The following is a 22,490-nucleotide window of genomic DNA, read 5'->3' as shown; positions in this document are numbered from 1 at the left end:
CCGGCTTATAGCGGCAGGCTGCTGTATTTTGATACAAGGCAAGTTTTTAGGCGGATGGCGATACGCTAATGGAGCGATCACTAAAACAATAACGTTGAGTGATTATACAACAAACAGCCAGCAGGTTAATGATTCAAAAATAAAAGTTAATCTGGTGCAAACCTGTCACACTATACCGATAACTACGGTAACATGGGAGTGTATAACAGTAGGTGATAATCCGGCAACTTCCTCTACCGGTTGTACAGCTCACTATGAGTACACCTATGAAACAGAGTGTAACCCTACAGGCGGAGAAGGTGGTGGTGGATCAGGCGGCGGTAGTGGTGGCGGAGGAGGATCAGGCGGCGGAGGTGGTGGTGGAAATTTCCCTAACCCACCAAACCCGAATTGCCCACCGGTAGCAATATCATCAATTGATGGGAAACGTGTTAATTTAATTTCTGGCGGCGGGCCATGTACGCCTACTATTAAAAATCTTGTTAATAACCCATGTTTAAAAAAGATGGTTGATGCATCTATAGCCAAGAATGTTAACTATAGTATTAAAGAATCGATGAATTCTGTATTTGATCAGAACAGTGATTTTAATATTAGCTTTATAGATGCACCGCCTCAGAGTTTTAGAGCGCCTACTGTAGATGGTGATACTGGTATAGATAATTTTAGCTTTAAGAAAAACCCAGATGGAACTCCAAGTCATGAATTAGATTTTATGAGTGTAGAAATAAGATTAAATACAAATTTAAGTAATGCATCTAAAGAATACATCACTGCGACAATTATGCATGAAGCACTACATGCTTATTTATGGTATAGTCAAACAATTGTAAACCAACACTTAGACATGGCAAGAAACTATATTACTTCAATGTCTTCTCAATTGCAAGCAATGTATCCTAACATGTCGGCATCAGATGCCAAGGCTTTGGCTTGGGGTGGTTTAATCCAGGAAGCAGGAAGTTTGTATTCAAGCCTTAGCCAAGCAGAAAAAAATAATATTGCAAATACTAATAATGCTTATAAAAATGGAACTAATGGAGCACCATGTAACCCTTAAAAAGGTAGGTTTAAAATTTGTAATAATATTAATTTTAATAATACTTTATATACCATCAAACGCACAATCAACAAGGGATATAAATAACTTTTCAAAATTTGTTATTAAAAATTACAATTTACCGGACACTTTAAAAAACGATTGCGAATGGATGTACGCTATTGTAAAAGTTAAAACTGATACCCATAACAAGATTATCAAATATGATTTTGTTAATAAGCCACCTCTGGGGATGGGAAGGGCCTTTGATTTTTTGATTGGCTACCAATTTTCTCAAAAAATGAAAATAAAAGGCCATCCGGTTGTGTTTTATTTTTCAATAGACAATTCCGAAATTTGTATACCAAAAGAGGGTGAGAAAAGATTTTATGCTCCCAATCAAGCGGTAGAGACTATTATGGCAATTTATTACAAAATTTATAAGGATGATCCTCAAACCGTCATTATACCAGGTTTAATTATAAAAGCCTTTTATCCTCGGCAACAATAAGTAATATCTGTCAAGGTGTTGTAAATTCCTTCGTCGCAGGGGCTTACATTGTGGACTCTGCGATGCCTTTCATACGGCCGCAGAGTCTCTTTCAGAAGCCCGTGCGGTGACGTGAATCGAATTGCCCACCCGTAGCAGTATCATCAATTGATGGGAAACGTGTTAATTTAATTTCTGGCGGCGGGCCATGTACACCTACTATTAAAAACCTTGTTAATAACCTATGTTTGAAGGCAATGGTTCGCCCTTCTCGGTATTGTCACCAACAACGGCACTAAAAGAGGCTAATGACAGGTATAAATCTGGCGCAAGTGGAACTCCGTGTACAAAATAATTCATATTGATATGAAACTAACAATAATAAATCTGCTTTTTTTAGTACTTCCATTTACATATCAACAAGAATCGGAATATAAAGATTTTAGGCATTTTGTTTCCAGTAAATATTTTATACCTAAATCGGTAATTAACAATTGTAATTGGCATTACGCTATTGTAAAAATCACTATAAGAAACAAAAAAATCATTGAGTACAAAGTTTTAAACGAGACATCGGATGATATGAGAAAGAGTTTCGGGTTTTTAACAGGATATCGATTTTCAAATAAAAGTATGCCAAAAAACCAAACATTGGTTTTCTGTTTAACTGTTGAAAACCTTAAAACATCGTGCGATATTCCCAAAACAGTTAACTATACACCCACAGAGATTTTAAGCAAGGTTATGTCGGGATATGCTCATCAAAGAGAGATTGAACCCAACACTGTTTTTTTGTTTAATCCCATCATATCGATGATAGAGGATCCGAGATATTAAGAACACCATTGCTATCACTTGATCTTGTTGGGAGTGTAGTTAAACAATTATGAAATATATCACCATCACTTTATTAATAATTGGCTGCTTCTTTTCAAAGAATTTGCCCGCTCAAAACGTTCAGCCGTCTGAGTTTGTTAATCCTACTACAGAGCAGGGTATTTTAAATAAAATCCTAAATGGAATTTATTTTACGTATTACTCCCCAACTTATATAAGTAATAAAACGCCCGTTTTCACTATTCTTAAAGTTGATGTATCTAAAACCGGAAAAATCACAGACATTATTTTTTCTGACAATACAGATGCCGCGTTTAAAAATGCATATTTAAATAACAATGATATTGAAAGTTTCAAAAAAACATTGGAAAGGTATGCTCAGCAAAAATCATATTTAAATACGTCCATGTTAATTCCTATTAGCTATCAACCTAATTCACCAAACAAAGAAGGTGTGTTTACATATGATAATATTCAATCGCTAACCAAATTTAAAGGCCAAAGTTTTATTGGGTCTACTGTCATTTTGCCAACGGTAATCATATCTGTTCTTTCAAAAAATAATATGTAAATTATAATCATATTTCGCCCTTGTTGGTGTTGTCACCAACAAGCCGCCATGCATTAATAATATGCTATTTCAAAACAGGCCTAAAGGTTGTTGGTGACAACACCTACAACGGCACTAATAGATGAATGGATTTGTAGAGGTAGGGATTATCCGCTTTGTTAAACCTCTGCATTCTCTCGTTGGGAGGGTGTTGTTCCGGGCGATGTTCTATTTTCGAATATTTATAAGATCCACCCTATCTATCCTGGGGAAATTTACACCAGTCTTATCCTTTTAAAAACTCCACTATAAATGTACTGCCTCTCTCTGCACCTGGTTCTACGCGGATAGTGCCTTTAAAAAGTTCAATTATTTTGCTGGTGATGTATAAACCTATCCCGCTGCCCGGTATGCTCTTATCCTTATTAGCCCTAAAAAATGGGTTAAATATCCTTTCAGCATTTTCTTTACTGATGCCCGGGCCCTGGTCTGTAACCGCAATTTTTATGTGCGCTACCGTTGCTTCAAAACTTAAGGTAACGGGGTGCGGTTCGGAATATTTAAAGGCGTTATCAATAATATTATTGAGGGCTATGTATAGCATTGATTTGTTGGCCATGATGGTTAACAGCTCGTCATCATCAGGCAGGTTGGCCAGCTGAATTTTGAGCATCCCCGCCCCTTTGCGCGCCGACCATTGTTCCTCCAGTTCCCAAACCAATTCATCCACCCTCACCGGGCTTAGTTTGGCCTGGGTATAGTTCAGGTCAACCTGTGCAAGTTCCATCAGGCTGGTAATGGTTTCCTGCAGGCGCGCGCCATCAGTAGCTATTGATGACAGAATGCGTTCGTACTCCACCTTGTCGCGATCTTTCTCCAGCGCAACCTCAACCTCGCCCATTATACTGGTAAGCGGCGTGCGCAGCTCGTGCGATGCATTCGCCACAAAGGTTTGCTGTAACTCAAAGGCATTTTGCAGGTGGGCCAGCAGGCGGTTAAAGTTATCTATCAGTTCGGCTATCTCGTCTTTACTGTTTACCTGGCTTACCCGCAGGTGCAGGTTACTGGACCGGATGTTCCTGATCTGAGCGATTACCTTATCAACCGGAGAGAGTGCCTTTTGAGCAAATTTACGCCCCGCAAAAAACAATATCACTCCAAAAACAACAAAAAGCGAGCTGGCTATCTGCCCCAGGATGATCATCCGGCGTTGCGAGTTGATATCAATTGCTGATGCCAGGATCACAAAATCGCCCTGATTATCGTGATAAAATTTGCCCACCACTTTACGCCGGCCCTCTTCATACTCAATGTAACCATCCCGGCGTACCTGGTTAATGATATCCTTTGTCCAATAAATGTTATGATCCATTTTAAAGGCCGACATGTCATTACGGTCGTAAATACGGATCACCTCTCCCGACAATTTCTCGAGGTACTGCTGCTGTACTTGTAACAGGGAGTCGGCCGCCAGTTCATCTGCCTTAAGATACAATTGCGAGGCAAGGTTGGTACGGTCGGTTAAACGGCTATAAAAATCGGCAGTAAAAAACGAATACACGGCAATATACAAAGCCACCAAAACAAGCAGCAGCGCCCCCGAACTGATGAGCGTAAAATAAAGCGATAGCCGGGTTTTTATTTTCAATTAGTGATAGCTTGAATTAACGAATTAGTGATTTTGCTTCCCTTGTTTAGTCCCTTGTCAATCTTTTAGGATATACCCCATACCAATAACCGTATGAATTAGCTTTTTATCAAACCCCTTTTGTATTTTATTTCGCAGATAGTTTACGTAAACATCAACCATATTGGTGCCGGTATCAAAATTTATACCCCAAACGCGTTCCATAATATACTCGCGCGATAGCAGCTTATTTGGGCTTTTGATGAATAGTTCCAACAAACTATACTCCTTGGCGGTAAGGTTTATCTGTTTGCCCTCGCGCTCGGCGGTTTTATCCCAGGTGTTTAGTTTAAGGCCGCCAAAGCTCAGGATGTGATCGTCACCATCGGCCAGTTTTTTACGCCGAAGCAGCGCCTCTATCCGTGCAAGCAGCTCATTAAAATGGAATGGCTTAACCAAATAATCGTCAGCACCCGAGTGCAGGCCGTTCACTTTATCATCAATTGTACCCAGGGCGCTTAACATCAGTACAGGCAGTTGGGGCTGATGCCTGCGTACCTGCCGGCAAATTTCGATGCCGCTCATATCCGGCAGCATAACATCCAATATCATCAGGTTATATTCGTTTGCCTGTACCATTTCTAAAGCAACTTCGCCGGTATCGGCAATATCTACTTCATAATCGTGTTCGTTAAGGCCTTTTTTTATAAATGATGATACCTTTTCTTCATCTTCTATAACACAGATCCTGATCATGCTGAGCGTTTTTTCAAATATGAAAATATTCAAGGTAAATTGAGCCTATTTGTCAACTTACTTTCACAAATATACATTACAGCGCATATAAAGCCCGCCTGTGTTTGATGCCGAAACCCATTTTATTAGGTTTGCAGCCATGACCACTACCACAGGCACCAAGCTACACCCCGCAATAATCCCCCTGATGGCTGTTGCCGCAGGCGTTACCGTAGCCAATATTTATTATAATCAGCCCATTCTTAAAGATATTGGCGAATCTGTACATGCCTCAGGGTCCGAAATTGGGAAGGTATCTATGTTTGCGCAATTGGGTTATGGTTTGGGGATGTTCTTTTTGATCCCTCTTGGCGATAAAGTGAACCGTAAACGGCTCATCCTGTTACTTAGTATCTTATTGATGACCACCCTTGCAGGGTTTAGTTTTGCTACAAAGCTATACCAGGTTTACGCGCTCAGTTTATTTGTTGGCCTCTTTGCAACATCGGCCCAGATACTGATGCCTATGGCCGCCACGCTCGATAGTGTTAACCGTGGTAAAACAGTAGGTAAAGTTTTCAGCGGGATATTGGTAGGGATATTAGGCGCGCGGGTTATCAGCGGGTTAATTGCCGGCTGGCTGGGGTGGCGTTTTGTTTATGGCATATCGGCAGGGATGGTATTTATTGTTGCTATACTGCTTAAATTTTATTTGCCAAACGTGCCGCCTAAGTTTAAAGGCAACTACGTTGGTTTGCTTAAATCGGCCTTATCATTAGTCGGCGAGTTTAAAATATTAAGGCAGGCTGCATTATTAGGTTTCTTCACCTTCGGCATCTTCTGCTCTTTCTGGACCACCTTAACCTTTCACCTGAGTAATGCGCCGCTTAATTTTTCGGCCAGCACTATAGGTTTGTTTGGGTTTATAGCTATTGGGGGCGCATTGGTAGCCCCGTGGTTTGGCAAACTGGCAGATAAAGGCAACACGCACCGCTCCCTTCTTATATCGGTAGGGACGATCATCGCGAGTGTTATTTTGCTAAAGATATTCCCGTACTCTATCGCGGCGCTTGTTATAGCTATCTTCTTTTTAGATATAGGCGTACAGGCTACCCAGATAACCAACTTTGCCCGTATCTATGCGCTTGATGAACACGCCCACAGCAGGCTCAACACCATTTACATGACCACCTATTTCATAGGCGGATCGGCAGGTACTTATTTTGGCCTGCTATCGTGGAAAATGGGCGAATGGAACATGAGCACCTGGCAAATGCTTTTATGGGGCGTTATAGCCATAGCAATTGTTATGGTGAGTAAAGGCAAAGCGGCTAATCAACAAAAAGCTACCGTTTAACCCGGTTTATCCCATTATTGATACCGGCTTTTATCATATCGCCGTAACCATCAGCAGGTAAAAAAGTTGCGAAGCTAAGCGCAAGCTGGTAGTTATCATGTGCATTGGCAAAATCCTGCAGATCCTCGTAACATTTGGCAACATTTAGGTACAGGGATGGGTATATTGCTTTTATCTCATCGGTGTTAATTTCGAGCGCTAAGTTTAATGCGGTTTCATCCCAGATTAATTTACCCGCAACTGTATCCTGCCGGCGCGCAACATAATGCGCGGCTGTAAACCTCTCTGTATTATTTTTAGCCTCGTTCCAGGCTTGTTCAAATAATATCAGTGCCTGTTCGGGTTTGCCCTCGCCCTCCAGCATCATGCCTTTGGCGCAAAGTTTATTGATGGGATTTTCAGGGTCGAACTGCATAAACTTATAATTTTAAACGCTTTGCTTTACCTTTTCCTTTAAATGATCGGCAAGCCGTATAGTTAGCGCGGTTAGCGTTAACGTAGGGTTTGGCGCGGCGGCAGTTGCATAGCACGATGCACCGGCCATGTACAAATTGGCTATGCCATGCACTTTGCAGTTGGCATCAACCACACCTTTTTTAGGGTCATCGGCCATGCGGGTGGTACCCATGTGGTGCCAGCCCCCGCCCGTAAATGATGGCCAGGCGTTATCGTTCTCGTCCTGCAGGTAATCCATCAGGCGTACCCTGCCTGTAGCGCTGATGCCCATCTGTTCGCCTATTATTTTGTAGATGCTGCGCAGGCTATGCTTCTCCAGGGGGGTAAGCTCCCAATGAAGGGTAGCACGCGGTACGCCAAGCGCATCTTTTTCATTTTCTAAAGTAACGCGGCTATCAGGATTTGGCGCCTGCTCTACCCGGGTAAACAGTTCAAATGCCTTGTAGCTTTTAAAGGATTTTTCTTTTTTAGCTTTTTCCTGATCGGCATGCATAAACGCGTTGGTTTTGGCGGTATCGGCGCTCCAAAGATCGATCATCGGGGTGTGCGTTTTGGCTATCTCTAAAGGCGTTAATGATGCCGTGCCGTTTAATATGCGGTACTTTCGCTGCAGCTCCTCGCTTATGGCCAGTTCGGCGCGGTGCTTAACGCCCCAATCCCACTGGTAAAGTTTAAGCTCCTGGGGCTTGGTGAGCCACAGTTCGGCCGATTTTATCTCCAAATGCTCCATAAAGTATCGGCCTACGTTATCGTTTTGGTTACCCAGGCCTTTTGGCGCCTGTTTGTTTGATGCCAGCAGCAGGCGCGCATTCTGTATAGAACAGCAGGCTATAATAAATTGCTTTGCCCTAACTGTATGCTGTTTGCCGGCAAAATTTTTCACAGTAACTTCTTTTATAGCCGTTACACTTTCGTTTGCAGTAATATCCGTTACATTGGCATACGTGTACAGATGGATATTGGGTGCTTTTACAATGGTATCGCGGTATTTGGTGCCAAAACGTGTGGGCGGGCTAAACTGCCATATTTTATTAAAAACGGCCTTATCATTAAACGGCAGCGATGTTAGCTCTGGGTCTTTATCCTGCCAGTATTTTACATCGTACTCATAAGGGCCAAGATCGAGGTTTTTGTGGGCACGGGCATAGTATGGGTCAAGGTCTTCGCGCTTGATGGGCCATCCGCTATGCGGCACCCAGTCGCGTTCTTTAAAGTCAACAGGGTCAAAAGGCGAGCAGAAGCCTGCCCAGTGCCCGGTTGTGCCGCCAAAATAATGCAGCCTTGCCGATTCGAGCGGGTAGTAACGTTGCCCGGTAACTTTGCCTTTGTACAGGTCCTGCATCCGGGATTCGTATTCAAAGCCTCCGCCTTCCAGTAATATTACTTTATAGGGAGTGTTCAACCATTCAAGCGCCATACTTATGCCTGCCGCCCCCGATCCTACTATACAAATATCACCTTCGATCAGGCTATTGTTATCAATATTTCTCGCGTCGATATGCATGGCCGGTTATGATTTAAGTAATGAATAAAGCGCGCACTGCCTGGCTTCGGTTACCGACATTACCCAGCCCCTTACCACCAGGATATTACCCTGTTTAAAATCGGCTGTTACCCGTTTATCAAGCATGGCTTGTATCTCGTTCTTACTTAGCGCAACATCTTTACCACCCAAAAGCAGCTGCGATAACTTCTCCTTATTATCCTCGGCAGCATGAGTTTTACGGTAAGCCAGCCCGGCCTCGTCAATCGTTTTATCATCAACCAGTTGCGAAAGTAAATAGGGCTGTGCCACCGCCATTTCTTTAGCCCCACCGCAGCCATGCACCATTGGCAGGGTAAGCGCCAGTGCGGTAAAGGCCGATAGTTTTACAAATAACCTCCGTTCCATACTTTTCAGTTTTTCACCACTTCCAGTCTCATGCTTCCTACGCCCCGCTCCTTGATCAGTTCGGTATAGTTGGTTAGCGTAAACTTATTATTAACCAGCGCCTTAAACTGCGGCGAGAGCAGCATGTTCAGTTCTGTTTCGCGGTGCAAGGCAGTAAGTGGTTTGCCTGCTTTGGTGTTCATCATACTACTGTTCATATCAAACAGGGCGTTCATTTCGGGCGTTTGCAAGGCAACATGTATCACCACCAGGTTTGGTCTGTTCTTGCTTAACTTGTTGGTTACATAAGCTAAAAAGGCTTTCTTTTTGGTAGCTACAGGCTCGCCCCACATCTCCTTGTAGGTTTCGCCAAAGTAAACGGTTTCGCTTAGGGTTGATATACCCAGTTTGTATTTACGGGCAAGCTTTTCGGTAAGCGCACGCAATGCCGGAGTTGATAACGCTATGCCCATGTGCGGATCGATGTAGGATATTTTCAGGCCCGATGCCAGCGCCCTTTCTATCTGTGCTGATAACTCTTTCTCTACCTCCTCTGTCTTATACCCGCTTTTGGCAAAGGCCTCTGTACTTTGCGGAAAGTAGCCAACCTTATCTACCAAACTCGGCACCGCCTCGCGCCCGGTAACCGGCCCCCAGCGGTAGTTCTTCCACTCGCTGGTAAGGGTTAAATGCACGCCAACGCTTATCTGCGGGTTCTTTTTCAGGATCTCTACTGCTTCCTGGTACCAGGGGCAGGCAAACTGTACCGACGCTGAGAAAGGCATTTTTGTATCGGCCATTTTTTGCATGGCCATGTTTACAGAGTGGTTCATGCCAATATCGTCAAGTCTTAACATCAGCCGTGGCAAAACCTGGATAGACATTTGTGCCGACGCCGTTTGCATTACAGCAACGTTCAATAATAAAAAGAACAGGTGTTTTATATTTTTCATAGCAGATATTATTACTTATTACACTTTTAAGAAGGCCTTTTTGCGGTACAGGAAATACATGAACATCCATTTAACCATAATAAAGCAAATAGCCATTACCACGATATTGTAGGGGCTGCCAACCCACTCGCCCAGCCAGCCAAAAAAACCATTGGTAGCGTAGTTCCAGTTGATGAATTTGCTGGAAATGTAGATAAGGATAGAGTTCATGCCTATCACCTTAAAAAAGAAAGCCCATTTTTTATATCCCAACACATCTATCACATAGTAAAACAAAGCCAAAAGCAGTAAGCTTAAACCACCAACCTGCATCACAAACGAGCTTGTCCAAAGGTTTTTATTGATCGGGAAATCGAGGTTCCAAACCTGCGCTATTACCAGGAATATAACACCAACCACAGCCAATATAAATGCCTTTCGCCCTTTATGCTGATGGCCGGTTTTTAACAGTGCACCTGCCAGTATGCCCAACAAACCTGTACTGATAGCCGGGATGGTGGAGAACAAGCCCTCAGGATCATGTATGCCCAGATAAAGCTTACCCGGCAGCAGCAGCCTATCCATATACGATGCAAAGTTGCCCGGCATGGTGAGGTCGCCATGCGCGAAACCCGGTGCCGATGTAAATTTAAGTAACAGCCAATACCCGATAATGAAAAACCAAAACCAGGCTATTTGCCATTTGCGGTTGGCATACAGGTAAATAATATTGGCAAACATATAGGCAATGCCGATGCGGCCCAGTACCGATGCAAAACGGATCTCGTCGATAGATTTAAGTGTTTTCAGCCCGTTATTAACAAGTAAGCCAAGCAGTATCAATATGGCCGCACGTTTTATAACACGCAACACCAATTGCGGCCTGCTTGCGCCTTTTTCCAACTCGCGGCCAATAGAATAGGGCGTGGCCACTCCCGCCAGGAACAAAAACAGTGGGAATATCAGATCGTACAAGTGAAAACCGTTCCAATCCGGATGGGTAAACTGGTTGGCAATGCTGCCCCAAAACGGCGAACCGGTTGCTTTGGCAAGGGTGTGGAAGATCTCCTCGCCACCCAGTATCCAGAACATATCAAACCCACGCAGGGCATCTAACGAATACAGGCGTTCATAAGTAAACGGCGATGTGTTTACATCAGCAGTGCCATCGGCTTTTTTTGCAGTCATGGTGTTTATGATAATAAGGGTTGAACAAGCCGGCTAAGGGTACCGGCATTTGGTTTATGAATGTACCATTAAATATAGGATACTTTTTAAATAATTTGCAAAAGTATTTCCATAATTATTTTCATGTTTGATTGCCAGTCGGAGCCTGTCGAAGACTTGAACGAACTGCTAATGGTTCGACAGGCTCACCATGACATACTTTTTTTTGTCAGTCTGAGCTCGTCGAAAACTTGAACGAACTGCTAATGGTTCGACAAGCTCACCATGACATACTTTTTTTGTCAGTCTGAGCTTGTCGAAGACCTAAACGCTTTGCAACTTAGACAGGCTCACCATGACATACTTTTTTGTCAGTCTGAGCCTGTCGAAGACCTGAAAGCTTTGCATTATTTAACTTTTGCTAACTTAGTTATAATGAACCATTATCATGTTTATATACTTTTGTGTAGCGACGGATCATATTATACTGGTGTAACAAATAATATTGAAAGACGCATGATTGAGCACGAATCTGGTGAAAACCCCAATTGTTACACATTTAAACGCAGGCCACTGAAACTGGTCTTCAATGAAGTATTTGCTGACATTAACCAGGCTATCGCATTTGAAAAGCAGGTTAAAGGATGGCGAAGAGCCAAGAAAGAAGCTATCATAAACTGCAGATGGGACCTACTTCCTGAATTAGCAAAGTCGGCGAATGGTTCGACAAGCTCACCATGACATACTCTTTTTGTCAGTCTGAGCTTGTCGAAGACCTAAACGCTTTGCAAAGTCGGCGAGTGGTTCGACAGGCTCACCATGACAGTTCCACCCCTCTTGTCAGTCTGAGCTCGTCGAAGACTTGAACGCTTTGCAAAGTCGGCGAGTGGTTCGACAAGCTCACCATGACATACTTTTTTGTCAGTCTGAGCTCGTCGAAGACCTGAACGCTTTGCAACTTCGGCGAGTGGTTCGACAAGCTCACCATGACATACTTTTTTTGTCAGTCTGAGCTTGTCGAAGACCTAAACGCTATGCAACTTCGGCGAGTGGTTCGACAAGCTCACCATGACATACTTTTTTGTCAGTCTGAGCTCGTCGAAGACTTGAACGCTTTGCAACTTCGGCGAGTGGTTCGATAAGCTCACCATGACATACTTTTTTTGTCAGTCTGAGCTTGTCGAAGACCTAAACGCTATGCAATATTAGCTAATGGTTCGACAGGCTCACCATGACAGTTCCCCCCTTGTCAGTCTGAGCCTGTCGACCCCTCTTACCCAACCGGCGGTATATAAAAATGCGTGATTTACGGTATATGGGTTAAGGCCTAATTAAGGCACTTTTAATACATCATTTGCAAAACATAAATTGGATTCCCCCCTGCCATGGTTAGCATTTAATTATATCTTTCTATTAACATGTGTAAAAACAAAACCCAGTTTAAAAGGCACGCCCTTTTTAAGTTTTTAGCCTTACTGCTTTTAATATCCCCCATCAGGGTACTGGCACAAACCAATCTAACCGATAGCCTGAATATTAAATTAAAAAAGCAGCTATCAGAACTGAACATAAAATTTGAGGCCGAACACAAACAGAAACTGATACAGCAACAGCAATTTGCCAACAATAGGCGCAATACTACCGTAATAGTAATAGCAGTGCTGTTTGCCGGGGGGGCTATCATCGGTTATCAATCATACAGCCGTTACCGCTTAAAACAGATGGTAGTGTTGCAGTCGGCGATGCTGCACCAGCTGGATATAGCTACCCAAGGCATTATAGAAGCCGAGGAAAAGGAACGTAAACGTATAGCTGCTGATCTGCATGATGGCGTTGGGCAGCTATTTTCGGCCGTACGCATGAACCTGAGCAGCCTGATGGATCGTACTGTTTTAACTAATACGGCAGAACAGGCATTGGCCGAAAAAACCCTGGCCATGGTTGATGAAAGCTGTAAAGGGGTGCGTACCATTGCCCAACAGATGATGCCAAATATTTTACTGAAGGCGGGCCTTGCAGCAGCTATAAAAGATTTTGTGAACAAGATAGACTCGCAGCACCTGAAAATAAACATGGAAGCTTACGGGCTTGAGGAACGACTGGATAACAATGTGGAGATAGTGCTTTACCGGGTGTTGCAGGAGTGTATAAACAATGTGATAAAACACGCACACGCCAGCAGGCTGGATATAAACCTTACCCGCGAAGGCAGGGATGTATCTGTTACCATTGAAGATAACGGCATTGGCTTTAACGCAGCAGACAAGATTAAATTTGCGGGCATAGGCCTAAAAAACATCATTACACGGGTTAAATACCTAAAGGGCAGCGTGGATATCTCGTCCGACCAGAACAAGGGCACTCTGGTGGCTATTTATATCCCGCTTATGGCTTAAATTTAAAGTAGCTTTTGGCGTTAAAATAGCAGATATCCTGTATCACCTTACCCGTCCACGCCATATCATGCGGCAATTCGCCGTTCACAATATCTTCGGCAAAAAGGTTGCAAAGCAGCCTGCGGAAATACTCGTGCCGGGGGAACGACAGGAAACTGCGCGAATCAGTAAGCATGCCAATAAAACGGCTCAGTAAACCCATGTTTGACAGGGCGTTGATCTGTCTGGTCATACCGTCCTTTTGATCCTGGAACCACCATGCCGAGCCGTATTGCACTTTACCGGCTACCGTGCCATCGTTAAAATTGCCTATCATGGCAGCCATCATTTCGTTATCCGCAGGGTTTAGATTGTAAATGATGGTTTTGGCGAGGCGGTCGTCTTTATCCAGTTTATTCAAAAATTTTGATAGCGGCCTGGCCTGGTTAAAATCGCCGATAGAATCAAACCCCGTATCTGGCCCAAGCTGGCTTAACAAACGGCTGTTATTGTTACGCAATGCCCCTAAATGAAACTGCTGCACCCAATCCTTTTCCTGGTTCCACACCGCAAAGTTATACAGCATAGCCGATTTGAATTTCACCTTTTCGGAATTGGTAACCTTTTTTTCGGCGCGTACCTTTTCAAATATCTCGCGGATTTCCTCGTCGGTGTATTCTTCGGCGTAGATATGCTCAAGGCCATGATCAGATACGGTACAGCCATTAGCCGCAAAGTAATGATGGCGGTTTTTCAGCGCGTATAAATAATCCTCAACCGTGTTTATAGTGGTGTTTGAGATCTCTTCCAATTTAGTAACGTAAGCATTCAGGGCCACAACATCCTCAATATACATGGCCTTATCAGGCCTGAAAGCGGGGTACACCCTTACCTCTGCCCCATCCTTTTTTAACTGGCCGTGGTGGCTCAGGTCATCCAGCGGGTCGTCTGTGGTGCATATTACATCCACATTCATTTTTTTGATAAGCTGCTGTACCGAAAATTCCGGGCTTTGCAGCTTTTCGTTACAATCAGCATATATAAATTCGGCTGTGCCGGGCATCAGGCGTGATGTGATCCCGAAGTAGCGCTGCAGTTCAAGATGTGTCCAGTGGTAAAGCGGGTTACGCAGGGTGTAAGGAACGGTTTCTGCCCATTTATCAAATTTTTCGTTATCGGGTTTGCCCCCGGTAATATAGCCTTCGTCAATACCATTGGCGCGCATGGCCCGCCACTTGTAATGATCGCCTTTTAGCCAGGCCTGGGTAATGTTAGCAAAGTTGATATTGTTGGCTATCTGATCGGGCGGCAAGTGGCAATGATAATCTATAATAGGGAGGTCTTTGGCATGGTCGTGAAATAACTCTCGGGCCACATCAGATTGCAGCAAAAAATCCTCGTCCAAAAAACTTTTCATAACTGGCTAATAAAACGGCAATGTATTAAACATTTTCGACAGATTTTGCGCCCATGATCTGCAAACGTTTTAGCTGGTTTTGGTTGATGCCGGTTTTTATTAAAATCAGCACTTCTTTACCAACGCTACAAGCCGCTTTAAAATCAAATTACCAAGCATTAAAATCCCATCTGGCCCAAAATCTCTTTGACAGAAAAATGCGCCCCACACACGTATTCGTCTGCCGCACCGTAATAAACGGTAAGGGTATCGCCATCCGCATCTAAAATATGGCCATTGGTAAAAACCACGTGGCCGAAAAAGCCGGTAGTTTCATAAGCCTCGGTAGGCTCCATGATAGGTTCGGTACTGCGGGCGATAACGACTGACGGATTTTGCAGATCGAGCAGTACTGCACCCAGGCAATAGCGGTGTTCTTTGGTGGCGCCATGATATATTTCCAGCCAGCCTTTATCTGTTTTTATAGGTGCGGCACCTGCGCCTACACGGCCGCTGTCCCACATCCCCTCGCGGGTTTTTAGGATGCATTTATGGTTACCCCAGTGTACCCCGTCAGGCGATTCGGCCAGCCAGATGTAATTACCGCCAATATCTACACTACTTGGGCGGTGGAGGGCGTAATACAAGCCGTTTATTTTTTCCTCAAATATGGCAACGTCCTTATTATGAGGTGGCAGTATCATCCCATAGGTTTCAAAATTTTTCCAGTCGGTAGTGGTACGCATGCCTACACCTACCCCACTGTCGCTAACGGCGGTAAAAGTTAGGTAATATTTATCCTCTAAAAAAGTAACCCGGCAATCCTCAATGCCGAATGTTTGCAAGGGGCCTATGCCAAACAGTTTTTTATACCCCTCGGGCTCATAGAAAGTGATACCATCATCGCTGCAAAGTAACCGCAGATGGGATAGCGTGGTGAGATAATCAACGCCTTTATAACGCACCACCCGCGCATCGGTAGCTATCAGGTCCGAATCATCCAGCGCTATTTCAATGATCCGGGTTTCGCCGGTTGCAGTAAGTATCGGGAAGGAAACTTTCACCTCGTTTTGCTCGGGCCGTTCGGCTACACGTACCAGCAGCCATACCTTGCCATCAAACCTAAACACGCCCGGGTTTAGCAGGCAGGCAATGGTTAAGCCATCTAAACTGGGGGTAAGGTCTTTAGGTGCTAATAAAGGGTTTTGCGGGAAACGTTTTGCTATATCGGCCATAGTAAATGTGTTGGTACTTATAATTCAACAGCATACGTTCGGGATGGTTTATAATAAAAAAAACTTAACTAAAATTTGCGTAACCGAATGGTAACATATACCTTTACGTAACCAAACGGTTACAAATATAAATTTGAAATGAGAAGAGATGTATTCCAGGCCATTGCCGACCCTACCCGCCGCCAGATCATTAACCTGCTGGCCGGGCAACAGTTAAACCTTAACGCCGTTGCCGATAACTTTGACGTAAGCAGGCCTGCTATATCCAAGCATATAAAAATACTTACCGAATGCGGCCTCATCACCATTAAACAGCAGGGGCGTGAACGCTTTTGCCGGGCCGACCTGAAAAAACTGGAGCAGGTAGCCAAATGGACCGACCAGTACCGCGCCTTCTGGACCAGCAAAATGGATGCACTGGAAGATTTTTTAACCAAGGAAGAAACCGAACAAAAACCAAAACATATATAAATTATGGAAACAAAACCACTTGTAGTTGAGCGCATACTGAATGCGCCGGTAAGCCGCGTATGGCAGGCTTTAACCGATAACGAAAAAATGAAACAATGGTATTTTCAACTGGAAAGCTTTGAACCCCGTGTTGGCTTTGAATTTAGCTTTAACGGTAAAGGCAGCAAGGGCGAAAGCTACAGGCATAATTGCCGTATTACAGCGGTTGAGCCTGAGAAAAAATTAAGTTACAGCTGGGTTTATGATGGTTTTAGCGGCCACTCGGAAGTTACGTTTGAGCTTTTTCCCGAAGGTGATAAAACGCTGGTAAGGATTACCCATACCGGGTTGGAAACCTTCGTGCAAAACGGGCCGGATTTTGCTGCGGAAAGCTTTACCAAGGGCTGGAACCACATACTGGGCATCAGCTTAAAAGAATTTGTAGAGAAAGAAAATTAATACAAAAAAAGACCGGTGAAAGCTTATGCTTTGCACCGGTCTTGCATTTATACATTATATGATTACCTGCCGCCTGTACGAGGTACAGTTGGCGCACCCACTGGTGTAGTGCTTGGCGCTGTAGGCGAAGTTGCTGGCATTGGGTTTGGCGTTGCGGGCGGTGTGCCAGTTGGTGGTACACCTGGCGTAGGCGCCGGTGCTGTAGGTGTTGTTGGCACTGTAGGCGTAGTTGGGTTTGTTGGCACCGTAGGGTTTGTTGGACTGGTTGGCGCCGACGGGTTTGTAGGTGTTGTTGGATACGATGGCACAGCAGGCGTTGTTGGGCTTGTTGGTACCGTAGGCATTGCCGGGCTACCTGTTGGGGTAGTAGGTGTTGTTGTTGGCTTTGTTTTTTTAGTTTTTGATTTTTTAGGCACTGTATCCTGGCTAACAGTTAAATTACCTGTTAACAAAGTAGCTTTATTTAACGCGGGGATGTTGTGACTTTTAGCCGCGGCATAATTGATACCGAAAGCAGCGATCGCCGTCGCCATTATTAAACTTATCTTTTTCATGGTATATATTATTTATTGGTTTATTACATTAACTATAGTGCAATGGTTGTGCCAAAAACGATATATACTATATTTAAATTCATAATTAATGCCTTAGATAGTATTTGCCCCGCAACCATATTGCCACCTTTACTAAAATTATTAAAGCTGGCACTTCTACCAGCGGGCCAATAACTCCGGCAAATGCCTCGCCCGAATTAATGCCAAATACACCTATAGCTACCGCGATAGCCAATTCGAAGTTATTACCGGCGGCTGTAAATGCGATAGATGCATTCTTTGAATAATCGGCCCCCATATACTTGCCGGTAAAAAAGCTAACCAGAAACATAACTGCAAAGTAGATAAACAATGGTATAGCAATACGCAATACATCAAACGGTATTTGAACAATTAATTGCCCTTTTAAGCTGAACATTACCACGATGGTAAAGAGTAATGCAATAAGGGTGACTGGCGATACAAGCGGTATGTATTTGGTTTGAAACCATTCTTCGCCCTTTAATTTGATAAGGCCGTAGCGGCTTATTATACCTAACGCGAATGGTATACCTAAATAGATGCCTACACTTTTAGCAATTTCGGCAATGGTGATATTTATATGCAGGCCTTTAAGGCCAAATAAAGGCGGCAATACAGTGATAAACACATAAGCATAAACGCTGTACAACAGCATCTGGAAAATACTGTTCAAGGCAATAAGCCCCGCAGCGTACTCGCGGTTACCTTCTGCCAGTTCATTCCATACTACAACCATGGCAATACACCGGGCAAGGCCAATAAGGATCAACCCTATCATATATTCCGGGTAATCCCTTAGAAATGTGATTGCCAATATAAACATCAATACGGGCCCAACAATCCAGTTCAGGAACAGCGAGGCGCTTAATACTTTAGTATCTCTAAACACCTCGCCTATGTTTTCGTATTTTACTTTGGCAAGCGGTGGGTACATCATTAAAATTAACCCTATTGCTAAAGGTATATTCGTTGTACCGCTTGAAAACGAGTTGATAACACCTGATGATGACGGTATAAAATAACCAACGGCTACGCCAATAGCCATTGCAAGAAATATCCATAAGGTTAAGTACCGGTCTAAAAAGCTCAGCTTTTTGCGGTTAGCCGCCGGGGCACAATTGGTTGCTGACATGGGTTAGCTGATGTGTTGTTTCACAAAATCGGCGGCGTATGTTTTGATCATATCACGTACCCTTTTAAACTCATCCATCACCTCATCAGGTGTACCCGTGGCTTTCGCCGGATCAGGAAAGTTGTAATGTAAACGCTTCACATTCCCCGGAAAATACGGGCAGGCCTCGTTAGCGTTATCACATACGGTTATCACCACATCAAATGGGATAGTAAGGTATTCATCTACATGGTTTGAGGTATGTGCGGATATATCTATCCCATCATCGGCCATCACCTGTATGGCTTTAGGGTTAACGCCATGCGTTTCGATACCGGCGCTGTAAATATTGGCCTTATTGCCTGCAAAATACCGCAGGTAACCTTCCGCTATCTGGCTGCGGCAACTATTGCCGGTGCACAGTACTAAAATATTTTTCATCGTATCAATTAGCAACATCCGCCTCCCGGTGTGCAGCAGGCTGCATTTTCGGCAAGGTTTTGCAATTTTATTTTGGGTTTAACTTCTACTACCGGCTTGCAGCATTCTTCGCCTTTATCATTGGTGCCGCAACTACCGCCACGTTCTATTGCTTTGCACTGCACAGCATCGGGCCTAAGGTCAACAATCAGGTTATCGCTGCTTGCCGTAATGTTTTTAGGCAGCATCTGGCGGGTATCAAACTGCGTATTACCAAATTCAATTTTAACAATGGCATCGGCATCAAGGGGCAATGCCTTTTCTACCAGGTTTACAATTGACAGCGCTTTACTCACCTGCATGGCCCTGTCCTGTTCCTGGCCTTGCGGCTCCCACAGTTGTACAATCACCTCCGTCCACTTATTCATTACCCCGCCACAATCTACCGATGTTATGGGCGCCTGCTTAATTTCGGTGATATGATATGATGCATCCACCCACTTATCTTCGGCATACTGAAACTGTAGAACCATCTCCGGATTTGCCTGTAATTTCTCTTTAAAAGATCCCCATTTTAAGTTTTCCATTTGTTTATAGTTTAATTAATCCATCGTAATATTACGATAGATGTTGTCAAAAAATTTTAGCAGCAAGTATTTACATCTTTGTATGATGCAAACATGTTATTTATTTCATTCTGTAAATTTTTCCAGGCCACAGGCTCAATGCAATAGCAAATGCTAACACCTTCTATCGAACCTTGTATCAGGCCGGCATTTTTCAACTCTTTTAAGTGCTGCGAAATGGTAGCCTGTGCCAAACCAAGTTCATCAACCAAATCGCCGCAAATACAGGCATTAGCCTTTATAATTTGTTGCAGAATAGCAATACGTGCCGGGTGCGCAATGGCCTTTAACTGCATAGCCAGTTTGTTTTGCTGGTTGGTAAAAATATCTGTTTTGGTAACGCCCATATATCAATCGCAATATTACGATTAATATTGCGATTGATCAATTTTTTCTTTATTTATGCCGCTGTCGCGAGTTTAGCGCAGCGTAACTCGCGACAATGCATTAAGGTCAGCATTCTGCTTACGTCAGCTGAATGCTGACCTTGTGCTTATCACGAGCTGAAAGCTCGCGATAGCGAGGAGTTTAGCGCGGCGTAACTCGTGACAATGCATTAAGATAAGCATTCTGCTTACGTCAGCTGAAAGCTGACCTTGTGCCTATCATGAGCTGAAAGCTCGCGATAGCGAGGAGTTTAGGGCAGCGTAACTCGCGACAATGCATTAAGATAAGCACTCTGCTTACGTCAGCTGAAAGCTGACCTTGTGCCTATCACGAGCTGAAAGCTCGCGATAGCGAGGAGTTTAGCGCAGCGTAACTCGCGACAATGCATTAAGATAAGCACTCTGCTTACGTCAGCTGAAAGCTGACCTTGTGCCTATCACGAGCTGAAAGCTCGCGATAGCGAGCCCCGTATCCGTTACCCTAACGCTTTTATCAACGTTTAACCACTATTTCAAAATCACCTTTGTAGCCCCATAACCAAACTTCTCTTTACGGGCATCCATAAAAGTTTGCACTTTGGGGTGTTTGCTCAGCAGCTTATGCAGTTCGTGTTTTAGTATACCGTTACCTGTGCCGTGTATAAAAGTGATATCGGGCATTTGGTGTACAATGGCGGCATCAAGCGCTTTTTTAAAGTGGTCGGTTTGTATGTTCAGTATCTCGCTGCTGGCTAAAAATTGGTAATCGTCGCGCAGTTTTTCGATATGCAGGTCCAGCTCGCTAAAGGGTTTAGCTACTGTTTGCGTTTTTTCTTCGGCGGGTTTAAAAAAACTTTCCTTTAGTTTTTCGGCATCTATAACCAGTTCGGGTTCATCAAGCTGTATCATCCAGCCTTGCTGCTTAATATAGGGCACCAGCTTTTTAGCGCCGGCAAAATCTTTAGCTTTAAATTGTTCGCTTACATTTAATGGTTCAACCAATGGCTGGTTCTGTTTAGTATAAAACAGCATCTGGAAAATAAGCTTTGGCCACAACTGCAGATCAGATAGTTTGGCCGAATATACTTTTGCAACGCCGTTTGGCTCAACAATACCGGCAAACTCACCTTTAAAATCTTTTTGCTGCTGGGTGGTAAGCGAAGCCAGTAACTGGTACGAGGTTTCATTGATGATATATAAATGCACCAGCGCGTTGGCTTTGGCATCGGCCACTACGGCAACATGTACGCCTTTGTTTTTAAACTCGCCTGCGGGTTGCTTGATTTCGGCAACATGTTCTTCGTCGTGGCTTTCGACACCATGCCCGTGTACATAGGTAACTTTGCTTGCCAGTACGGGTATCTCAAAATCATCCTCAACGGTAACACCTATCATTTGCTCGTCGATAATTTTGGTAACGTAACCTTCAAGCCTCTCGTCAACAAAACGCACAAAATCACCTAATTTATATTTCATAGCTACAAAGGTATTAATATAGTATAACACCGTTAATTAAACTTACTTTTACATGTAAATCATTTTTTATTAAGTAAAGAAACCAGACTTTGGTTTTTGTGTTTATTTGTCACAATTAATTAAATTAAGATGGAACCTCACACCCCTCCCGCTCCTGATAAAAAATTCCTGAAGCAAATATTTCTGCATCATTTAACCCGCATTTATAACGGCAAACGCTTTTTACGCGAACGTACACCGCACCTGATAGAGCTGGCATCATTTGAAGCCCTTAAACTGGCCGTAAAAGAATTTGGCGGCGATGTTAAAAAGCAGCTGGAGCGCATGGAAGATATTTATAAACTGATTGGCGAAACACCCTCGCCCGATATCTGTAACCCTATCAGCTCTATTGTTCGGGATGAATTTTGCCTTGACGATGACCAGGAAGTGCCTCTGTTAAATGATCTTGACCTGATGCTCTATCTGCAAATTTTAGAGCATATCAATATTACATCATACCGGATGCTTATTATGATAGCCAAACTATTAAAGTACGATGAAGTGAAGCAACTGCTAACCGAGAACTTTGATGAAGCGGCCGATAACGACCAGTTGTTTACGCTGATAGCGAAGGAATACGTAACACCCGAGTAAGATGATACTAACTTTCGAAATCATGAATATTTCTCTTCATCATAATAGCGGTCAATTTATTATTGCTCGTTTATTAGAAGGCGGGTTAGATTTCGAGGTAAGGGATGGTTCAGTTTTCGGCAACGTACCTATTTACAATTATGTCGATATGCCAAGACTTATTGACGACAATAACAAACAACGATTAGATGTATTCATATTTAGGCCATTAAAGCAGTTGCAAGAAGGTGATTTTATTCAAGGTCAACAAGTAGAACTACTAATACCCAATAATTGATTAGCTTGCCTGATTCGGCAAACAGAAAT

Annotated in this window: 25 protein-coding genes; 11 read left to right on the top strand and 14 right to left on the bottom strand. The window is 43.6% G+C overall.

All coding sequences use genetic code 11. The features are described 5' to 3' along the window. Positions 1–94: 94 nt before the first annotated feature. From IDJ75_RS03155 to IDJ75_RS03145, 3 genes are all read left to right on the top strand, one after another. Positions 95–1,060 (top strand): hypothetical protein, encoded by a 966-nt coding sequence (locus IDJ75_RS03155; RefSeq protein ID WP_191174152.1) that lies wholly within the window; start codon positions 95–97, stop codon positions 1,058–1,060. Then, positions 1,038–1,550 carry a hypothetical protein gene (locus IDJ75_RS03150; protein ID WP_191174151.1) on the top strand — a complete coding sequence of 171 codons (513 nt, stop codon included), beginning with the start codon at positions 1,038–1,040 and terminating at the stop codon, positions 1,548–1,550. The genes IDJ75_RS03155 and IDJ75_RS03150 overlap by 23 nt, the downstream gene beginning before the upstream one ends. 865 nt (positions 1,551–2,415) lie before the next feature. After that, positions 2,416–2,937, top strand: coding sequence for a hypothetical protein (locus IDJ75_RS03145; RefSeq protein ID WP_191174150.1), 522 nt, complete (start codon positions 2,416–2,418; stop codon positions 2,935–2,937). 265 nt (positions 2,938–3,202) lie between these two features. Here the strand turns inward: IDJ75_RS03145 and IDJ75_RS03140 are convergent, their stop codons facing one another. Together IDJ75_RS03140 and IDJ75_RS03135 are read right to left on the bottom strand one after the other, a co-directional pair. Continuing rightward, entirely contained in the window at positions 3,203–4,564 is a 1,362-nt protein-coding gene (locus IDJ75_RS03140; protein ID WP_191174149.1) for a sensor histidine kinase, read from the bottom strand. Between the two features lie 57 nt (positions 4,565–4,621). Further along, a complete protein-coding gene (locus IDJ75_RS03135) occupies positions 4,622–5,299 on the bottom strand; it encodes a response regulator transcription factor (RefSeq protein WP_191174148.1) in 678 nt (225 codons plus the stop codon). A 139-nt stretch (positions 5,300–5,438) separates the two neighbouring features. Between IDJ75_RS03135 and IDJ75_RS03130 the strand changes: the two genes are divergently transcribed. Then, positions 5,439–6,635 (top strand): MFS transporter, encoded by a 1,197-nt coding sequence (locus tag IDJ75_RS03130; protein WP_191174147.1) that lies wholly within the window; start codon positions 5,439–5,441, stop codon positions 6,633–6,635. Here IDJ75_RS03130 and IDJ75_RS03125 read toward each other — a convergent pair. The 5 genes from IDJ75_RS03125 to IDJ75_RS03105 are packed head-to-tail and all read right to left on the bottom strand — an operon-like array spanning position 6,625 to position 11,081. Next, positions 6,625–7,050, bottom strand: a complete 426-nt coding sequence (locus IDJ75_RS03125) for an rRNA adenine methyltransferase (RefSeq protein ID WP_191174146.1) — start codon at positions 7,048–7,050, stop codon at positions 6,625–6,627. The two genes, IDJ75_RS03130 and IDJ75_RS03125, sit on opposite strands and share 11 nt — an antisense overlap. A 12-nt stretch (positions 7,051–7,062) precedes the next feature. Continuing rightward, positions 7,063–8,595: an FAD-dependent oxidoreductase gene (locus tag IDJ75_RS03120; protein ID WP_191174145.1), complete on the bottom strand. Its 1,533-nt coding sequence runs from the start codon at positions 8,593–8,595 to the stop codon at positions 7,063–7,065. Positions 8,596–8,601: 6 nt separating this feature from the next. Next, on the bottom strand, positions 8,602–8,982 hold the full coding sequence (locus IDJ75_RS03115; protein WP_191174144.1) for a hypothetical protein: 381 nt from the start codon (positions 8,980–8,982) through the stop codon (positions 8,602–8,604). A 5-nt stretch (positions 8,983–8,987) separates the two neighbouring features. Next, positions 8,988–9,914, bottom strand: a complete 927-nt coding sequence (locus IDJ75_RS03110; RefSeq protein ID WP_191174143.1) for a ChbG/HpnK family deacetylase — start codon at positions 9,912–9,914, stop codon at positions 8,988–8,990. A gap of 18 nt (positions 9,915–9,932) precedes the next feature. After that, entirely contained in the window at positions 9,933–11,081 is a 1,149-nt protein-coding gene (locus IDJ75_RS03105; RefSeq protein WP_191174142.1) for an acyltransferase family protein, read from the bottom strand. A 264-nt stretch (positions 11,082–11,345) separates the two neighbouring features. Here IDJ75_RS03105 and IDJ75_RS03100 point away from each other — a divergent pair, with 264 nt between their 5' ends. Both IDJ75_RS03100 and IDJ75_RS03095 read left to right on the top strand, forming a co-directional pair. After that, the gene (locus IDJ75_RS03100) at positions 11,346–11,801 is read left to right on the top strand and encodes a GIY-YIG nuclease family protein (protein WP_317173731.1); all 456 of its coding nucleotides are present in this window, start codon (positions 11,346–11,348) and stop codon (positions 11,799–11,801) included. Between the two features lie 677 nt (positions 11,802–12,478). After that, positions 12,479–13,456 (top strand): sensor histidine kinase, encoded by a 978-nt coding sequence (locus IDJ75_RS03095; RefSeq protein ID WP_191174141.1) that lies wholly within the window; start codon positions 12,479–12,481, stop codon positions 13,454–13,456. On the opposite strand, the gene uxaC is transcribed toward IDJ75_RS03095, so the two are convergent. Both uxaC and IDJ75_RS03085 read right to left on the bottom strand, forming a co-directional pair. After that, entirely contained in the window at positions 13,446–14,852 is a 1,407-nt protein-coding gene (gene uxaC / locus IDJ75_RS03090) for a glucuronate isomerase (protein ID WP_191174140.1), read from the bottom strand. The two genes, IDJ75_RS03095 and uxaC, sit on opposite strands and share 11 nt — an antisense overlap. A gap of 158 nt (positions 14,853–15,010) precedes the next feature. Next, positions 15,011–16,066, bottom strand: a complete 1,056-nt coding sequence (locus IDJ75_RS03085; RefSeq protein WP_191174139.1) for a glycoside hydrolase family 130 protein — start codon at positions 16,064–16,066, stop codon at positions 15,011–15,013. Between the two features lie 138 nt (positions 16,067–16,204). On the opposite strand from IDJ75_RS03085, the gene IDJ75_RS03080 reads away from it, so the two are divergent. From IDJ75_RS03080 to IDJ75_RS03070, 3 genes are read left to right on the top strand one after another with little or no spacing between them, the layout of a single operon-like run. Next, entirely contained in the window at positions 16,205–16,537 is a 333-nt protein-coding gene (locus tag IDJ75_RS03080) for an ArsR/SmtB family transcription factor (protein WP_191174138.1), read from the top strand. A gap of 3 nt (positions 16,538–16,540) precedes the next feature. Then, complete coding sequence (locus IDJ75_RS03075; RefSeq protein WP_191174137.1) at positions 16,541–16,975, top strand: SRPBCC family protein; 435 nt, start codon at positions 16,541–16,543, stop codon at positions 16,973–16,975. 15 nt (positions 16,976–16,990) lie between these two features. Continuing rightward, entirely contained in the window at positions 16,991–17,458 is a 468-nt protein-coding gene (locus IDJ75_RS03070) for a hypothetical protein (RefSeq protein WP_191174136.1), read from the top strand. A 156-nt stretch (positions 17,459–17,614) separates the two neighbouring features. Here IDJ75_RS03070 and arsB read toward each other — a convergent pair whose 3' ends face one another. The 5 genes from arsB to IDJ75_RS03045 all read right to left on the bottom strand — a co-directional run bounded on the left by arsB (position 17,615) and on the right by IDJ75_RS03045 (position 21,548). Further along, the gene (arsB, locus tag IDJ75_RS03065; RefSeq protein WP_191174135.1) at positions 17,615–18,682 is read right to left on the bottom strand and encodes an ACR3 family arsenite efflux transporter; all 1,068 of its coding nucleotides are present in this window, start codon (positions 18,680–18,682) and stop codon (positions 17,615–17,617) included. 3 nt (positions 18,683–18,685) lie between these two features. Beyond that, on the bottom strand, positions 18,686–19,102 hold the full coding sequence (locus tag IDJ75_RS03060; RefSeq protein ID WP_191174134.1) for an arsenate reductase ArsC: 417 nt from the start codon (positions 19,100–19,102) through the stop codon (positions 18,686–18,688). Between the two features lie 8 nt (positions 19,103–19,110). Continuing rightward, entirely contained in the window at positions 19,111–19,668 is a 558-nt protein-coding gene (locus IDJ75_RS03055; protein WP_191174133.1) for a DUF6428 family protein, read from the bottom strand. A gap of 56 nt (positions 19,669–19,724) precedes the next feature. Next, on the bottom strand, positions 19,725–20,054 hold the full coding sequence (locus IDJ75_RS03050; RefSeq protein ID WP_191174132.1) for an ArsR/SmtB family transcription factor: 330 nt from the start codon (positions 20,052–20,054) through the stop codon (positions 19,725–19,727). 546 nt (positions 20,055–20,600) lie between these two features. Continuing rightward, the gene (locus tag IDJ75_RS03045; RefSeq protein WP_191174131.1) at positions 20,601–21,548 is read right to left on the bottom strand and encodes a Smr/MutS family protein; all 948 of its coding nucleotides are present in this window, start codon (positions 21,546–21,548) and stop codon (positions 20,601–20,603) included. 129 nt (positions 21,549–21,677) lie between these two features. Between IDJ75_RS03045 and IDJ75_RS03040 the strand changes: the two genes are divergently transcribed. Both IDJ75_RS03040 and IDJ75_RS03035 read left to right on the top strand, forming a co-directional pair. Further along, a complete protein-coding gene (locus tag IDJ75_RS03040) occupies positions 21,678–22,184 on the top strand; it encodes a DUF892 family protein (RefSeq protein WP_191174130.1) in 507 nt (168 codons plus the stop codon). Positions 22,185–22,206: 22 nt separating this feature from the next. Beyond that, positions 22,207–22,461: a hypothetical protein gene (locus IDJ75_RS03035; RefSeq protein WP_191174129.1), complete on the top strand. Its 255-nt coding sequence runs from the start codon at positions 22,207–22,209 to the stop codon at positions 22,459–22,461. The last annotated feature ends 29 nt before the right edge of the window (positions 22,462–22,490 follow it).

Source organism: Mucilaginibacter rigui, assembly GCF_014773275.1.
Classification (GTDB): Bacteria; Bacteroidota; Bacteroidia; order Sphingobacteriales; family Sphingobacteriaceae; genus Mucilaginibacter; species Mucilaginibacter rigui_A.
The sequence above is the reverse complement of the archived record's forward strand: the minus strand, read 5'-3'. Positions and strand labels throughout refer to the sequence as shown.

Excerpts from the sequence above, each read along its gene's own strand:
- IDJ75_RS03150 (WP_191174151.1), top strand. The coding sequence starts at position 1,038 with ATGGAGCACCATGTAACCCTTAAAAAGGTAGGTTTAAAATTTGTAATA.
- IDJ75_RS03145 (WP_191174150.1), top strand. The coding sequence starts at position 2,416 with ATGAAATATATCACCATCACTTTATTAATAATTGGCTGCTTCTTTTCA.
- IDJ75_RS03135 (WP_191174148.1), bottom strand. The coding sequence starts at position 5,299 with ATGATCAGGATCTGTGTTATAGAAGATGAAGAAAAGGTATCATCATTT.
- IDJ75_RS03130 (WP_191174147.1), top strand. The coding sequence starts at position 5,439 with ATGACCACTACCACAGGCACCAAGCTACACCCCGCAATAATCCCCCTG.
- IDJ75_RS03125 (WP_191174146.1), bottom strand. The coding sequence starts at position 7,050 with ATGCAGTTCGACCCTGAAAATCCCATCAATAAACTTTGCGCCAAAGGC.
- IDJ75_RS03120 (WP_191174145.1), bottom strand. The coding sequence starts at position 8,595 with ATGCATATCGACGCGAGAAATATTGATAACAATAGCCTGATCGAAGGT.
- IDJ75_RS03115 (WP_191174144.1), bottom strand. The coding sequence starts at position 8,982 with ATGGAACGGAGGTTATTTGTAAAACTATCGGCCTTTACCGCACTGGCG.
- IDJ75_RS03110 (WP_191174143.1), bottom strand. The coding sequence starts at position 9,914 with ATGAAAAATATAAAACACCTGTTCTTTTTATTATTGAACGTTGCTGTA.
- IDJ75_RS03105 (WP_191174142.1), bottom strand. The coding sequence starts at position 11,081 with ATGACTGCAAAAAAAGCCGATGGCACTGCTGATGTAAACACATCGCCG.
- IDJ75_RS03100 (WP_317173731.1), top strand. The coding sequence starts at position 11,346 with ATGACATACTTTTTTTGTCAGTCTGAGCTTGTCGAAGACCTAAACGCT.
- IDJ75_RS03095 (WP_191174141.1), top strand. The coding sequence starts at position 12,479 with ATGTGTAAAAACAAAACCCAGTTTAAAAGGCACGCCCTTTTTAAGTTT.
- uxaC (WP_191174140.1), bottom strand. The coding sequence starts at position 14,852 with ATGAAAAGTTTTTTGGACGAGGATTTTTTGCTGCAATCTGATGTGGCC.
- IDJ75_RS03085 (WP_191174139.1), bottom strand. The coding sequence starts at position 16,066 with ATGGCCGATATAGCAAAACGTTTCCCGCAAAACCCTTTATTAGCACCT.
- IDJ75_RS03080 (WP_191174138.1), top strand. The coding sequence starts at position 16,205 with ATGAGAAGAGATGTATTCCAGGCCATTGCCGACCCTACCCGCCGCCAG.
- IDJ75_RS03075 (WP_191174137.1), top strand. The coding sequence starts at position 16,541 with ATGGAAACAAAACCACTTGTAGTTGAGCGCATACTGAATGCGCCGGTA.
- arsB (WP_191174135.1), bottom strand. The coding sequence starts at position 18,682 with ATGTCAGCAACCAATTGTGCCCCGGCGGCTAACCGCAAAAAGCTGAGC.
- IDJ75_RS03060 (WP_191174134.1), bottom strand. The coding sequence starts at position 19,102 with ATGAAAAATATTTTAGTACTGTGCACCGGCAATAGTTGCCGCAGCCAG.
- IDJ75_RS03055 (WP_191174133.1), bottom strand. The coding sequence starts at position 19,668 with ATGGAAAACTTAAAATGGGGATCTTTTAAAGAGAAATTACAGGCAAAT.
- IDJ75_RS03050 (WP_191174132.1), bottom strand. The coding sequence starts at position 20,054 with ATGGGCGTTACCAAAACAGATATTTTTACCAACCAGCAAAACAAACTG.
- IDJ75_RS03045 (WP_191174131.1), bottom strand. The coding sequence starts at position 21,548 with ATGAAATATAAATTAGGTGATTTTGTGCGTTTTGTTGACGAGAGGCTT.
- IDJ75_RS03040 (WP_191174130.1), top strand. The coding sequence starts at position 21,678 with ATGGAACCTCACACCCCTCCCGCTCCTGATAAAAAATTCCTGAAGCAA.
- IDJ75_RS03035 (WP_191174129.1), top strand. The coding sequence starts at position 22,207 with ATGAATATTTCTCTTCATCATAATAGCGGTCAATTTATTATTGCTCGT.